Here is a 15,585-nt window from a genome sequence, read left to right on the forward strand (position 1 = left end):
TTATGAGTATAGAAGTTATTAGTATTCTCGTTTTATTTATAAGTTTTTTTACATTACTACTGTTAAAAGTACCTGTTGCATATAGCATCGGGATATCTACTACATTAAGTTTACTTTTAAATATAGATAGATTACCTGGCATTACTACCGTGGCGCAACGTATGATTACGGGTATCGATAGTTTTGCATTATTGGCCATTCCGTTTTTTGTCCTTGCCGGAGAAATCATGAAACGTGGCGGGATTGCCAATAGGTTAATAAATTTCGCAAAATCTATTGTAGCAAGTTTACCAGGAGGTTTGGCCTATGTAAATGTTTTAGCATCCATGCTATTTGGAGCTATTTCAGGCTCGGCGATCGCGGCTACTTCAGCTATTGGAAGTATTATGACCGATAGGATGGAGGAGGAAGGCTATCCTAGATCTTTTAGTGCTTCGGTAAATATTACCTCTTCAACTACAGGATTATTAATACCACCTAGTAATATCTTAATTGTATACGCGCTAGCCAGTGGTGGCTCAGCATCGGTAGCAGCCTTATTTATAGCAGGTTATATGCCAGGTATTCTATTAGGTTTGGCTATAATGGGGTATGTGGCTTATGTGGCAATAAAAAAAGATTTTTTACGAGGTGAGCGTGCTCCAGTTCGTGATATTTGGAACTATTTTAAAAAAGCATTTTTTAGCTTATTGCTTTTAGTCGTTGTAGTTGGCGGTATTGTTGCTGGTATATTTACAGCAACAGAAGCATCGGTTATAGCCGTGTTATATGCTGCTGTATTGGCTTTAGCTTATAAAGATATTAGTGTAAAAGACTTTCCGGAAGTTTTACTTACTAGTGCAAAAACAACTGCAGTAGTGATGTTTTTAATCTGTACGTCTATGGCCATGTCTTGGTTGTTTTCTTTTGAAAGTATTCCTGCATTAATGAGTGAATTTTTATTAAATCAGTTTAGTAATCCTTTCGTGATTTTCTTAATTATAAATATCATCTTATTAATAATTGGAACCTTTATGGATATCACGCCTGCAGTTCTCATTTTTACACCTATATTTTTACCTGTTGTTACAGAACTAGGCATGGATCCCGTACATTTCGGAATTGTTATGGTGCTTAATTTATGTATTGGTTTATGTACGCCACCCGTTGGTACGATTCTTTTTGTAGGTAGTGGTGTGGCTAATATATCGGTATCGGAAGTTATTAAACCTTTAATTCCATTTTTAATTATCATGATCGCTGTATTATTAATGGTATGTTATATTCCGGATATCTCTATGTTTTTACCACGATTATTTGATTTGTAAATAACTCAAATTAAGGGGTGTTAGTTTTATTTGTCATAACATGAATGCCTTACGATACAATTAAATATATATTAATATCCAAAATTCATTAAATACGATTATTAGCATAAAGAAGACTATTGGTAACAGTAGTCTTCTTTGTAATTTAAAAAGGTTGTCATGTCCATCATACCATAAAGAATGACAAATTGAAACATAATGTTTACATGATGTAGATAAGTTTCTTTTTTTAAATGGCATTAGTAAAGGAGGGGGGTGATATTTATTCGATAGCCTTTTTTCTGTAGAAATTAATTTGACATCTATATGTATTTCAGAACTAGAGAAGGACTATTCGTGAAAATATAATATCTAATAAAGTAGAATTTAACATAATCAAAAAAAACAACCACTACATAGTGTATTGGTTTTAAGGTGTTTAATGTATTTGTGTAGCTTTAGAAAAGTAAACAAAAATCATTAAATTTATAAGTGCTTTGTTTTTTCAGGTTGTTATAAATAACGCTTATTTATTTATAAATATTCCTCTCTTTTATTTAAAAAAAAGGCGTAAAAACAGTTAAAATAACCAAAAGAAAGCTGTTTTTTTAACGAATACAGTGTAATGCAGGATAGATGATACTTTGTTTCGATTTAGTTTTACAACACTATTAATTTTAAAATAAGAATATGGATAGTCTTGTTACCACTTATAACCACGTAGATTACCTTTGGGATAATGAAAAAGCAGCCGAATTAGGCGATGACCAAGTAGCACTGTTTTTATACCGCTCTAACATCTTAGGAGCCGATTTAAGAATCACCAATTATGGTGGAGGAAACACCAGTTGTAAAACTATAGAAAAAGATCCCTTAACAGGAGATAATGTAGAAGTAATGTGGGTGAAAGGTTCTGGAGGGGACATTGGAACTTTAACGCGTGCAGGAATTGCAGGTTTGTATACCGATCGTTTACGTGATTTAAAAAATGTTTATGGCGGTTTAGAGGATGAAGATCGTATGGTTGGACTTTTTAACCATTGTATTTACGATTTAGACAGTAAAGCACCATCTATTGATACGCCTTTACATGGTTTATTACCATTTGCACATATCGATCACTTACATCCCGATGCTTTAATAGCCGTTGCGGCAGCAGAGGATAGTGAAAAAGTAACCAAAGAAATTTGGGGTGATACTATGGGGTGGGTACCTTGGCAACGTCCAGGTTTCGATCTTGGTTTACAATTAGAAAAATGTTTAGCCGATAACCCTGGTATTCGTGGTATCGTTTTAGGGTCTCATGGATTATTTACTTGGGGAGATACCTCTTACGAATGTTACATCAATAGCTTGGAAGTTATTGAAATGGCTTCCGAGTACATCGAAAAAAAGATCGCTGAAAAAGGATCTGTTTTCGGCGGACAAAAAATAGAATCTTTACCACAAGAAGAGCGTTTAGAAAAAGCTGCACAATTAATGCCTTTATTAAGAGGTTTATGTTCTTCTGAAAACAGAATGATTGGTCATTTTTCTGATACCGATGTGGTTTTAGAATACATTAACAGTAATGATTTAGAACGTTTGGCTCCTATGGGAACTTCATGTCCAGATCATTTCTTAAGAACAAAAATTCAACCTTTAGTGTTGACCTTAGATAAAAATGAAGATTTATCAGACTCAGAAGCTGTTCTTAAAAAATTAGAACCTGCTTTTGAAGCTTACCGACAAGAATACGCCGATTACTACAACACATGTAAAAAAGACAACAGTCCAGCCATTCGTGATGCCAATCCGGTAATTATTATTTATCCAGGTGTAGGGATGTTCAGTTTTGCAAAAAACAAGCAAACCACCCGTGTTGCTAGCGAGTTTTATATCAATGCCATTAACGTAATGCGTGGGGCAGAAGCCATTTCATCATACACATCTTTACCAAGACAAGAAGCGTTTGATATCGAGTATTGGTTATTAGAAGAAGCTAAATTACAACGTATGCCAAAAGAGCAACCGTTATCTCGTAAAGTAGCCTTTGTTACTGGTGCAGGAGGTGGCATTGGAAAAGCCATAGCTGATAAATTAGCTGCTGAAGGCGCAAATGTCGTTCTTACCGATATTAATGAAGATAGTCTTTCAGAAGCATTGGCAACCTATAAACGCGATGTTGCTGCAACGGCAGTTTGCGATGTTACCAACACCGATTCTATTGCTTCAGCATACAAAAAAGCATGTATTGAATTTGGAGGTGTAGATATTGTGGTGCACAGTGCAGGATTAGCTATTTCTAAGCCTTTAGAAGAAACAACGGATAAAGATTGGGATATTTTACAAAACATATTAGTAAAAGGACAATTTAACCTAGCGAAGTTTTCAACCGAAATCATGAGAAAACAAAACTTAGGTGGCGATTATATTTCAATAGCTAGTAAAAACGGATTGGTTGCAGGACCAAACAATGTTGCTTACGGTACAGCAAAAGCAGCGCAACAACACATGGTACGTTTATTAGCAGCCGAATTAGCCAAAGATAAAATTAGAGTAAACACCGTAAACCCAGATGGCGTTATTGTAGGAAGTAAAATTTGGGAAGGTGCTTGGGCAGAAGGACGCGCAAAAGCCAACGGTATTACTGTTGAAGAATTGCCAGCATTTTACGCCAAAAGAAATTTATTAAACGAAATTATTACTCCAGACGATATTGCTAATGGCGTATTTGCTCTTGTTGGGGTTTTAGATAAGTCAACCGGAAACATTATTAATGTAGATGGCGGTATGGCTAACGCGTTTGTGCGTTAGACTCTTTATAGTATGTATTTAATTAATTATGGTTTTTTTTAAAGTTAATTAAATAGGAATTAGATTGTTATAAATGCCTTCCATTGGGAGCCCAATGGAAGGTGTTATTAAAAATATTAGGAATTATGAAATTACAAGAATCTCAAATATCAGATTTTAATAAAAAAGGAAGCGAAGAACATCAAAATCAATTTGATTTTTTAGCGAATACCTTAAATAAATCTGGTGTAAATACTAAAAATGTTATTAATGCACTGGCAAAGTTTCAAGTGGCTATTCCTAGTTGGGCTTTGGGTGCTGGTGGAACGCGTTTCGGACGCTTTTCATTTTACGGCGAACCTTCGAATTTAACTCAGAAGTTAGATGATGTTGGACTTTTGCACAGTTTAACACAAACTGCAGGAGCGGTGTCGTTACATATTCCTTGGGATATTCCTGAAGATTATAATGCGATTAAAGAACAAGCAAATAGCTTAAATTTAAAATTCGATGCTGTAAATTCTAACACTTTTCAAGATCAAAAAAATGCTAAGGAAAGTTATAAGTATGGCTCTTTAAGCAACACCAGTCAAGCAGTTCGCGAGCAAGCCATTGCCCATAACCAAGAGGTTATAAAAATAGGCGAAAAATTAGGTTCAAAAAGTTTAACCGTTTGGTTAGCCGATGGTTCTAATTTCCCTGGTCAAAATAATTTTCAAACGGCACTTTCAAATACTGAAAACAGTTTAAAAGCGATTTATAAAACACTTCCAGACGACTGGAAACTGTTTATTGAGTATAAACCTTACGAGCCTAACTTTTACAGCACCGTCATTCAAGATTGGGGTACTTCTTTTATGTTAGCCAATGCTTGTGGTGATAAAGCGTATACGCTGGTAGATTTAGGGCATCACTTACCAAATACAAACATCGAACAGATTGTATCAACCTTAATGCTAAAAGGCAAATTAGGCGGATTCCATTTTAACGATAGTAAATATGGCGATGATGATGTGACTGTTGGAAGTATAAAACCATATGCTTTATTCTTAATTTTTAACGAATTGGTTTATGGCATGCAAAACAATCCACAGAACCCAGATTTATCTTGGATGATTGATGCGAGTCATAACATTAAAGATCCTTTAGAGGATTTAATACAATCTTTAGAAGCTATTCAAGAAGCTTATGCAAAAGCCTTATTGGTAGATCAAACCTTATTAAAAGAAGCGCAATCGGCTAACGATGTTGTAGCATGTCAAGAAATTTTACAAAAGGCATACCGTACCGATGTACGTCCGTTATTAGCACAAGCAAGACTGCAATCGGGAGGCGCTTTAAATCCGTTAGCGCTTTATCGCGAACTTCAAATTAGAGAGACTTTAATTCAAGAACGCGGAAAACACAGCATGGCTTCCGGATTATAATTAACGCTTAGATTGATGAAAAAAAAAGTAACAGCAGTATTTGATATTGGTAAAACGAACAAGAAATTTTTCCTGTTCGACAAAGATTTTAAAGAGGTACACAAGGAATATATATCTTTTGATGAAATTACAGATGAAGATGGGCACACTACAGAAAACCTTCCAGCATTGCATGATTGGTTAAAAGGGGTATTTAATCGTATTCTTAAAGCAAAAGAATTCGAGGTAAAAGCCATTAATTTTTCTACCTATGGAGCGAGTTTGGTTCATATCGACGAAAATGGTAATCCTTTAACACCGCTTTATAATTATACAAAACCGCTTCCAGAACATATTGTTACTTCTTTTTTTGATACTTATGGGCCTAGAGAAGCCTTTCTTAAAACGACAGGTTGTTCAGACTTAAGTATGCTAAACTCAGGTTTACAGCTGTATTGGCTAAAAAAAGAACAGCCTGAGGTTTATAAAAAAATAAAATACACTCTGCATTTACCACAATATCTAAGCTATATTTTTACAGGGATTCCTTTAAGTGAATACACTAGTATTGGCTGCCACACAGCGCTTTGGGACTATGCGCAAAAGGATTATCACAGTTGGGTGTACAGCGAAGGGTTTAATAAAATATTACCACCAATCGTATCAACAGAAACTAGTGTTAATATGAATTACAACGGCAAGCGTATTAAGATTGGCGTTGGTATTCACGATAGTTCTGCAGCACTTCTACCTTATGTAAGAAGTATTAAAAAGAAATTTGTATTAGTATCTACAGGAACGTGGAGCATTGTTTTTAATCCGTTTACAGAGCAAGCTATTGCTTCGGAAGTAGAAGGTAATGAAGCTATTAATTACATGCGAATTAATGGAAAGCCTGTAAAAGCTACACGATTATTTTTAGGTAATGAATATAAATTACAAGTAAAAAAATTAGATGAAGCTTTTGGCGTTGCCGATGATTATCACCGCCATGTTAAGTTTGATTACGAGTTGTATTCAAAAATTACAGACAATTTTAAACATTGTTTTAAATGGGAAAGTATTGACGATGAAACCATGGTTGAAAAAACAAATATGGCATTTGAAAATTACGAGCATGCGTATCATCAATTAATGACCGAGCTGGTATTACTTCAAATAAAAAGTATTCAGAAAGCCATCGGTACCGATGCGATTTCAAGAATTTATGTGGATGGCGGATTTAGTGATAACGACGTGTATATAAAATTGCTAGCGCATGAATTTAGACATATGAAGTTGCGTACCACCGATTCCTCTTTAGGCTCTGCATTGGGGGCTGCTATTGCTATTTCTGATGCTAAATTAAATTCAAAATTTCTAAAAAAGAATTACGCTCTTAAAAAGCATGTGCCTTTTATCGTGAGTTAATTATTAGGATATATTTTAATATTCAACTTGAAAAAAATGACTAAAAATACTAGATTAATTCATCCAAGAGATCAAATTACTACTATTATAAGTAGAATTTACAAACGCGGAATGACCACAACTTCTGGTGGTAATATTTCTATAATTGATGACAATGGTGATATTTGGGTAACCCCTTCAGCGATTGATAAAGGTTCATTAAGAGCAACAGATATTATTTGTGTTAAAAAAGATGGTACCATTATAGGTAAACATAAACCATCTTCAGAATTTCCATTTCATAAAGCCATTTATGAAGCGCGTCCAGATATAAAATCTGTTATTCATGCCCATCCACCAGCCTTAGTGTCGTTTAGTATTGTGCGTCAAATACCAAATACGAATATCATTTCTCAAGCTAAACATATATGTGGTCCTATAGGTTATGCAGAATATCGATTGCCTGGGAGTGAAGATTTAGGAGATGTGATTGCCGAAGAATTTAAAAAAGGATTTAAGGCCATCATTATGGAAAATCATGGTACCGTTTTAGGAGGAAGTGATTTAACGGATGCCTTTGAACGTTTTGAAGCTTTAGAATTTTGTGCACGCACTATTTTGTATGGTTCTCAAATTGGAAAACCGCATTATTTAACTGATGGGCAAATTGATGAATTTGAAGCTCAAGCTACAGGCGTTTTACCAGAAATGGAGACCACCGAGTATCCTGCAGATGAAGTTGAGAAACGCTTAGAAATTTGTCAAATCGTACAACGTTCTTGTCAGCAGGGATTAATGATAAGTTCTTACGGAACGGTTTCCATGCGATGGAATGATAACGATTTTCTTATAACACCAACAGGAATAAATCGATGGGATTTAGGTCTAGATGATATTGTTCAAATAAAAGATGGCAAGCGTGAAGCTGGTAAAAAACCGAGTAGAGCCGCTTGGATTCATCAGGAGATTTACAACCGTAACCCCGATGTAAACTCTATTATAATGACACAATCTCCGTATTTAATGGCTTTTGGAGTAACAAAAAGCTTTTTAAATGTGCGTACCATACCTGAAAGTTGGATCTTTTTGCAAGATATAAGCATGGTGAAATATGGCGATCATTTTAGGGAAAATAACAATACTGAAATCGTTGAAAATTGCGCTACTGCAGTTATTATTGAAAACGATTCTGTAATTATTACGGGAGACAAATTGCTTCAAACTTTCGATTATTTAGAAGTAGCAGAATTTAGTGCAAAATCTATTGTTTTAGGAAATTCGCTTGGAGAAATGGTTCCTATAAACGATGAACAGGTTGAAGATTTACGAAAAAAGTTTTTATCATAAAAAAAGAAAATTATGGCCATGAAGTTCGATACCCGTTACCCTTCAATTGATGATTTAAGGGCTAGGGCACAAAAAAAAATACCAAAATTTGCTTTTGAATATTTAGATGGAGGATGTAATGAAGATGTTAATCTAATACGAAATACGTCTGAGTTAAGAGATGTACAACTTAAGCCAAATTATTTAAGGGCACATAAAGGGTCGTCTTTAAAAACAAATTTATTCGGGATAGAATATGATGCCCCGTTCGGAATTGCTCCAGTTGGTTTACAAGGACTAATATGGCCAAATTCTCCAGAGATTTTAGCCAAAGCCGCATTCGAGCATAATATTCCTTTTATATTGAGTACCGTAACAACTACAAGTATTGAGCGTGCAAGCGAATTAACCGAAGGGAAAGCTTGGTTTCAATTGTATCATCCAACCGAAGATAAGTTGAGAGACGATATAATTAAACGCGCTGAAGCAGCAGAATGCCCTGTGTTGGTAATTCTTTGCGATGTGCCAACATTCGGTTTTAGACCAAGAGATATAAGAAACGGTTTAGCTATGCCGCCAAAAATGAATCTAACAAATATTTTACAAGCATTTGGGCGACCAGATTGGAGCTTGCAAACCCTAAAACATGGCATTCCAAATTTTGAGGTTTTAAAACCTTATATGCCTAAAGGATTAGATTTAAACCAGTTGGGGAAGTTTATGGATGACACTTTTAGTGGCCGATTAAACGAAGAAAAAATTAAACCTATTCGCGATATGTGGAAAGGGAAGTTAGTGATTAAGGGTGTTGCGAGTCATGAAGATGCCGAAGAGGCCATTCGTTTAGGCTTAGATGGTATTATTGTATCGAATCATGGTGGGCGTCAATTAGATGCAGGAGAATCTACAATAAAACCATTATCTACAATTGCCGAAAAATATGGCGATCAAATTGAAGTGATGATGGATAGTGGTATTCGTTCAGGACCCGATGTTGCACGTGCCATGGCTAGTGGTGCTAAATTCACTTTTATGGGACGTTCATTTATGTATGGCGTTTCAGCCCTTGGAAATGCAGGTGGAAATCATACAATTTCTTTATTGAAAACAGAATTACAACAAGTTATGGATCAGCTTTGTTGTGAAACGACACGCGATTTTCCAAACCACTTAGTTAAATAATAGAATTCAATAAAGCTTATCAAATTTTTCAAATGAAACATTATAAACAATATATAAACGGACAGTTCGTAGATTCAAAAGCCACTGGTGTGATCGAAATTTTAAACCCCTGTACCGAAGAAATCATAAGTACTATTTCTACAGGAACTATTGAAGATGCTAATCATGCCTTAGAAGCCGCCCAAGCAGCACAACCAGCCTGGGAAGCTTTACCAGCGATTCAAAGAGCAGCTTTTTTACATAAAATGGCCGATGTTATTAGAGAAAATAGAGTGTTTTTGGCTGAAACTTTGTCGAAGGAACAAGCTAAGGTCATTGGCTTAGCACAAGTTGAAATTGATGTTACGGCCGATTATTTTGATTACAACGCAGGATGGGCCAGACGTATTGAGGGAGAAATTATTCAAAGCGATCGCGCTAAAGAACATATTTACCTTCATAAAGTGCCAATTGGAGTTGCTGTTGGTATTTGTCCTTGGAACTTTCCTTTTTTCGTAATGGCTAGAAAAGTGGCCGCTTCACTTGTAACAGGAAATACATGTGTTATAAAACCAAGTTCTGAAGCACCAAATACTATTATGGAATTTGCTGAGTTAATTCAGAAAATTGAATTGCCAGCAGGAGTTTTAAATTTTGTTTGTGGGGCAGGACGAACTGTAGGGAACGCGCTTTCAAAAAGTCCTATTACAGGTATTATTAGTTTAACAGGAAGTGTTTCTGCAGGTCAACAAATTATTGCAGCAGCAGCCGAAAATATCACCAAAGTTTCTTTAGAATTAGGCGGAAAGGCCCCTGCTATTGTTTGTGCCGATGCGAATTTAGAATTAGCAGTAAATGCTGTTGTGGCTTCAAAAGTGATTTTTAGCGGACAAGTTTGTAATTGTGCAGAACGTGTTTATGTAGAAGACAGTATCTACGATGAATTTGTGGAAAAACTAACGAAGAAAATGAGCGAGGTTACCGTTGAAGATGCATTAACTGGAGTGAATGCAGATATGAGTAGTTTAGTTTCTAAATCTCAAGTAGATAAAATTTCAGAGATGGTTGAATTTGCCAAAAAGGAAGGTGCCGAAGTTTTAGTAGGAGGTAAGCGTCCGGAAAAATTTAGTAAAGGGTATTTCTATGAGCCTACACTTTTAACAAATTGTACTCAGGACATGCAAGTTATTCAAGAAGAAGTTTTTGGACCTGTTTTACCAGTAATGAAATTCAACACATTAGATGAAGCCATAGCGCTGGCTAACGATTGTCAATATGGTTTAACATCATCAATATTTTCAGAAAATTATAACAACATCATGCATGCTACTAATAGCTTGCAATTTGGTGAAACTTATGTAAATAGAGAACATTTTGAAGCTATTCAAGGTTTCCATGCAGGATGGAAAAAATCTGGAATTGGCGGTGCAGATGGAAAACATGGTATGGAAGAATATTTGCATACACGAGTGGTTTATGCAAAGTATTACTAATTAAGGGATTATAATTAAACTCAGTTACTTATGTAGCTGAGTTTTTTGTTAAAATATATGATTACATCACAATACAGGACAGAAAACAAATAGTTCGCATTTATTTTCGTAACACTAATAGTCAAAGCTTTATAATTAAGGTGCTTAATTTGATAGGCTGTGTTTAACCCTCACATGCTAATTTTTGGCTAATAAATGAAAAAAAGAGAACTTTAATAAATACAAACTAGCAACTAAATATGTCAGAATATAGTCAAGAACAAGATGCCATTGAACAGCTCGCAGGAGGTGAATTTGAAAGAACCCCTGTACCGCAGTCTAAACTTAAAGGTTGGAAAAGTTTTATAGGAATGTATGCCGGCGAGCATGCTGCTGGAACAGAATTTATGATAGGCCCTTTATTTTTAACTGCTGGAGTAAGTGCCTTCGATTTAATAATTGGTTTACTTATAGGTAATATATTAGCGGTTTTAAGCTGGCGTTTTTTAACAGCAGAAATTGCTGTAAAAAACAGACTTACTTTATATTTTCAATTAGAGAAAATTTGTGGTAAAAAATTAGTCACGGGCTATAATTTAGCCAATGGTATATTGTTTTGTTTTCTGGCAGGTTCTATGATAACAGTTTCAGCAACAGCAGTTGGTATACCTTTCGATATGCCCATGCCAAAACTAACAGACACCATGCCTAATGGTTTAACTTGGATTGTTATTGTAATCCTTATCGGCGCTGTTATTTCAATAATTGCAGCTAGAGGTTATGACACAGTTACCAAAGCAGCCAATTGGATGTCTCCAGTTATTGTCATTGCGTTTGTAGCTTGTGGAATCGTTGCACTTAATCAATTAGGTGTTCGTAGTTTTTCAGATTTTTGGAATATCTGGGGAGAAGGTGGAGAGCCTTTTCCTGGACAAACAAAATTTACCTTTTGGCATGTTGTTATTTGGTCATGGTTTGCCAATGGAGCGATGCATATTGGTATGTCTGATTTGTCTGTGTTTAGATTCGCTAAGGAAGCAAAAGCTGGATGGGCAACAGCAGCAGGGATGTATGTTGGGCATTATATGGCTTGGATTGCAGCGGCCCTATTATATGCGGTTTATTTAAAATCGCCAGAAGCTCAGGCCTTTTTAAGTAACGGCGAAGCACCTCCTGTAGCACCAGGACCTTTAGCTAATAATGCTATTGGAATCCTAGGAATTATTGCCGTTGTTTTAGCGGGATGGACTACAGCTAACCCAACCATATACAGAGCGGGATTAGCATTTCAAGCTATTTTACCTAAACTATCTACAGCTAAAGTAACAATATTAGCAGGTACTGTAGCAACCGTAGCAGGATTATTCCCCGCCTTTGCGATGAAATTATTAGGCTTTGTAGCACTATATGGTTTTATTCTTGCACCTTTTGGAGCCGTTATTGTCTTTGAACATTTTTTCCATAAACAAGCGGGTATTGTTAAAAATTATGCAGAATTAGCGCAACTATCCTTTAATAAATCTGTGTTTTTGGCGTGGGCTATTAGTTTTGGTATTTTTTATTTTATTTCTATTCAGTTTGATGTGTTTTTATCCTTTGTAACACTACCTGCGTGGTTATTATGTGGGGTATTATTTTTAGTTTTTAGTAAAATGTATCAGAAGAAATTTTAAACTTTTTCTATAAAATATTTTTCATAATGTTTAGCCCTTTTTAGGGCTAAATTTATAATATGAAACTAACTGAATTAAAATTTATTTAAATGTAAATAGACTTTGTTATTACCGTAACAAAGCGAAAACTTAAATAAGGTTTATGAAATTAAAATTATTTACAATAGGAGTATTTTTCCTATTCTCATTCATTAAAATACAAGCTCAAGTAACAGGGATCATTTTAGATTCAGAAAGTCAAATACCTATAGATTATGCTACTGTAGCATTATATAAAGTGGCAGATAGTACTTTGGTTAATGGCGTTATAACAAACGAACAGGGTGTTTTTACTTTAGATAACTTAAAGAAAGGGAATTACTATATAGCGGCATCGTTTATAGGATATACCACTAAAACCACTAAAACGTTTTTGGTAGATAAATCTCAATCTTTCATAGACCTTGGAACTTTGTATCTAGAACCTAGTTTGGAACGTTTAAATGAAGTGGTGGTTCAAGGAAAAAGGAGTGCGGTGGTTAATAAAGTTGACCGACAAGTTTTTTCAACTAAGAATTTTCAAAATGCCTTGAGTGGCAGTGGTGTGGATCTTTTAAAGAATATACCCTCTGTAAACGTAAATGGTGATGGTCAAATTGCTTTAAGAGGGAGTACAAGTTTTGTATTGCTTTTAAATGGTAAACCTATACAAAGTAGTGCCATACAAATTTTAGCACAGCTTCCTGCGAATGCCATAGAGCGGGTTGAAGTTATTACAGCACCTTCGGCTAAATATGACCCTGAAGGTAAATCAGGGATTTTAAATATTATAACCAAAAAAGGGGCTATAAATGGCGCTTTTACCCAAGTAAACTTAAAATTAGGATTTCCTAGTATAGAAGATTATGATAATGCCGAACCGGCGGGACGTTATGGAGGAGATTTTACCTATAATGTACGAAGGGATGCTTGGAATTTTTCTTTAGGAGCGAGCTATCAGAGAAATGATATTGCAGGAAGAAGGGAAGGTGATGTTTATACCATAATAAATGACACTTTAACACGTTTTCCGTCTGATGGGGAACGTAGTTTTGATGAAATTAACTATTCTGGGCGATTAAATTTAGATTATACCCCAAGCGAATCCAACAGTTTTTCTTTAGGGGTTTATGCAGGAAAACGTTCTAAAGATAGACGTGCTACAATTTTGTATTACGATAATCATGCTATTACCCCTGCAGATGGGGATGATTCGGATAGGATATATACATTTCAATACTTAAACGATAATTTAAGAATTCGGAAAAGTGATTTTGTAGTTGCAAGTTTCGATTACGCTCATACCTTCGGAAATTCATCTAATCTCTCGGCGTCTTTTTTATATGAATACACCTTTTTGGGCGGCCCAACTACAAACGAGAATTTAGGGTATCCAGATACCAGTCAGATCTTGCAAGAAGAATATAATACCAATGACAATCCCTTAAATGGTATTCGCTTTCAATTGGGTTACGAATTTAAACCTCTAGAAATAGGACAGTTTTCAGTAGGCTATCAGTATAGAAATTTAGATCATAAGGGGGATTTTATTTATGAAAGAAAAGACCTTAATACGGGCGATTTTGTTTTAGTTCCAGAATTTTCAAGTGAAGTAAATTTAACTCGTGAGATTAATTCTGGTTATGTACAATTAGATAAGTCCTTAGAGAAGTTTGATTATAGTTTAGGACTTCGATTGGAAAGTATGGATAGAGACCTGTATTTAAAGGATAAGGTTGGGGTAGTGGATACAACGTATGCTTACGATTTTGTTAAGTTATACCCATCTGCATCCGTTCAATATAAAATCAATGATGATTTAAAAGTAAAAGCGGCTTATAGCAGACGCGTAGAAAGGACAACATCGTTTAAAATGAATCCATTTCCCGAACGTGAACATTCAGAAACCTTAGAACAAGGAGATCCTACGTTAAAACCAGAATTTATCGATTTGGTAGAATTAGGAGTCGTTAAAGATCTTGAAAAAGGTAATTCGTTGTATGGAACGTTTTATTATCGAGATGTCAAGAATCTAATTAATCGGGTAAATACAGTTTATAATGATACCATTTTAAATAGAATATATTCAAATGTGGGTACTGGAAAATCTATAGGCTTAGAGTTAGGATCAGAATTTAATATCACCGAATCGTGGGATAACTTTGTAGGTGCTAATTTGTATTCGTACACTATAGACGGTGCATATAATGGCTATGCTATTGATACGAGTAGTTTTGTATATTCCTTAAATATAAATTCTACTTATAATTTTTCAGATACGGCAGCGTTACAATTTACCTTTAATTATTTGTCGGATAGAGTAACCGCCCAGGGAGAGGATTCAGAATTTTATTCCCCTAATTTGTCGTTTAAAAAATCATTTTTAAACAATCAGTTGGTGGCCACTTTACAATGGCAGAATATAGATATGGGGCTTCTAAATACCAACGAACAACGGATAACGACTTGGCAAGACAACTCATTTTATACCACCACAAATTACGTGTACGAAGTAGATATGGTATTTTTAAACTTAACTTACACATTTAATAAAGTTAAAAATCAATCTAAATTTATTGAAAGTGAATTTGGTAAACGTGAGTTTTAAACGTTTTATTCTTGATAAGTTCTATTTATTATTAAATTGAAATAGACACAATTGTGTCATTTTAATTAAATTTGATAAGTGAATGTCAAATAATCATTTAAATATGTCCTATAGAGTGTCCTATTTGAAAATATTGTTTTTAAGTGATTGAAATACAGTGTGTTGAATTTTGTTTCAAAATCCTGCCACCCCGACAAATATCAATTTTAAATTGAATCAAAACCTTGTAAATCTTATGATTTATGAGGTTTTTTTGTTTTATATGATAAATCATAAAGCAAGAAATCAAGAGGTATATCTGGGATCAAGAGCAAAAGTTGTGGGATTTTAGAATTAAGCAAAAATAGTAGTTAATCTATAGAGGAAGAATTTTACGTTTCTCACGCCTCTGAACTGCGTTCTAAAAGCTTTAATTTTGGCATTAAAGGATTCTGCAGAAGCATTTGTACTTCTATTAATAAAATAGTTTAG

Annotated in this window: 10 protein-coding genes; 9 read left to right on the top strand and 1 reads right to left on the bottom strand. The window is 34.8% G+C overall.

Annotated features, from left to right (window positions below; genetic code table 11):
- The first annotated feature begins 2 nt into the window (after positions 1–2).
- The 9 genes from H6X70_RS05120 (at position 3) to H6X70_RS05160 (ending at position 15,114) form a co-directional block, all read left to right on the top strand.
- The gene (locus tag H6X70_RS05120) at positions 3–1,307 is read left to right on the top strand and encodes a TRAP transporter large permease (RefSeq protein ID WP_194766588.1); all 1,305 of its coding nucleotides are present in this window, start codon (positions 3–5) and stop codon (positions 1,305–1,307) included.
- Between the two features lie 669 nt (positions 1,308–1,976).
- Positions 1,977–4,082 (top strand): bifunctional aldolase/short-chain dehydrogenase, encoded by a 2,106-nt coding sequence (locus H6X70_RS05125; RefSeq protein ID WP_194766589.1) that lies wholly within the window; start codon positions 1,977–1,979, stop codon positions 4,080–4,082.
- Between the two features lie 125 nt (positions 4,083–4,207).
- Positions 4,208–5,488 carry a sugar isomerase gene (locus H6X70_RS05130; protein WP_194766590.1) on the top strand — a complete coding sequence of 427 codons (1,281 nt, stop codon included), beginning with the start codon at positions 4,208–4,210 and terminating at the stop codon, positions 5,486–5,488.
- A gap of 15 nt (positions 5,489–5,503) precedes the next feature.
- Positions 5,504–6,877 carry an FGGY-family carbohydrate kinase gene (locus H6X70_RS05135; RefSeq protein WP_194766591.1) on the top strand — a complete coding sequence of 458 codons (1,374 nt, stop codon included), beginning with the start codon at positions 5,504–5,506 and terminating at the stop codon, positions 6,875–6,877.
- Between the two features lie 36 nt (positions 6,878–6,913).
- Positions 6,914–8,203: a class II aldolase/adducin family protein gene (locus H6X70_RS05140; protein ID WP_194766592.1), complete on the top strand. Its 1,290-nt coding sequence runs from the start codon at positions 6,914–6,916 to the stop codon at positions 8,201–8,203.
- Positions 8,204–8,215: 12 nt separating this feature from the next.
- Positions 8,216–9,364 (top strand): alpha-hydroxy acid oxidase, encoded by a 1,149-nt coding sequence (locus H6X70_RS05145; protein WP_194766593.1) that lies wholly within the window; start codon positions 8,216–8,218, stop codon positions 9,362–9,364.
- A 32-nt stretch (positions 9,365–9,396) separates the two neighbouring features.
- Complete coding sequence (gene aldA, locus H6X70_RS05150; protein ID WP_194766594.1) at positions 9,397–10,836, top strand: aldehyde dehydrogenase; 1,440 nt, start codon at positions 9,397–9,399, stop codon at positions 10,834–10,836.
- A 239-nt stretch (positions 10,837–11,075) separates the two neighbouring features.
- Positions 11,076–12,488, top strand: a complete 1,413-nt coding sequence (locus H6X70_RS05155; RefSeq protein ID WP_194766595.1) for a purine-cytosine permease family protein — start codon at positions 11,076–11,078, stop codon at positions 12,486–12,488.
- A 142-nt stretch (positions 12,489–12,630) separates the two neighbouring features.
- Complete coding sequence (locus H6X70_RS05160) at positions 12,631–15,114, top strand: TonB-dependent receptor domain-containing protein (RefSeq protein ID WP_194766596.1); 2,484 nt, start codon at positions 12,631–12,633, stop codon at positions 15,112–15,114.
- Positions 15,115–15,447: 333 nt separating this feature from the next.
- Here H6X70_RS05160 and H6X70_RS05165 read toward each other — a convergent pair.
- A partial coding sequence (locus H6X70_RS05165; protein WP_194765898.1) for a transposase occupies positions 15,448–15,585 on the bottom strand: 138 nt, incomplete at its 5' end.

The sequence above is a fragment of the Tamlana sp. I1 genome (assembly GCF_015355625.1).
Classification (GTDB): domain Bacteria; phylum Bacteroidota; class Bacteroidia; order Flavobacteriales; family Flavobacteriaceae; genus Pseudotamlana.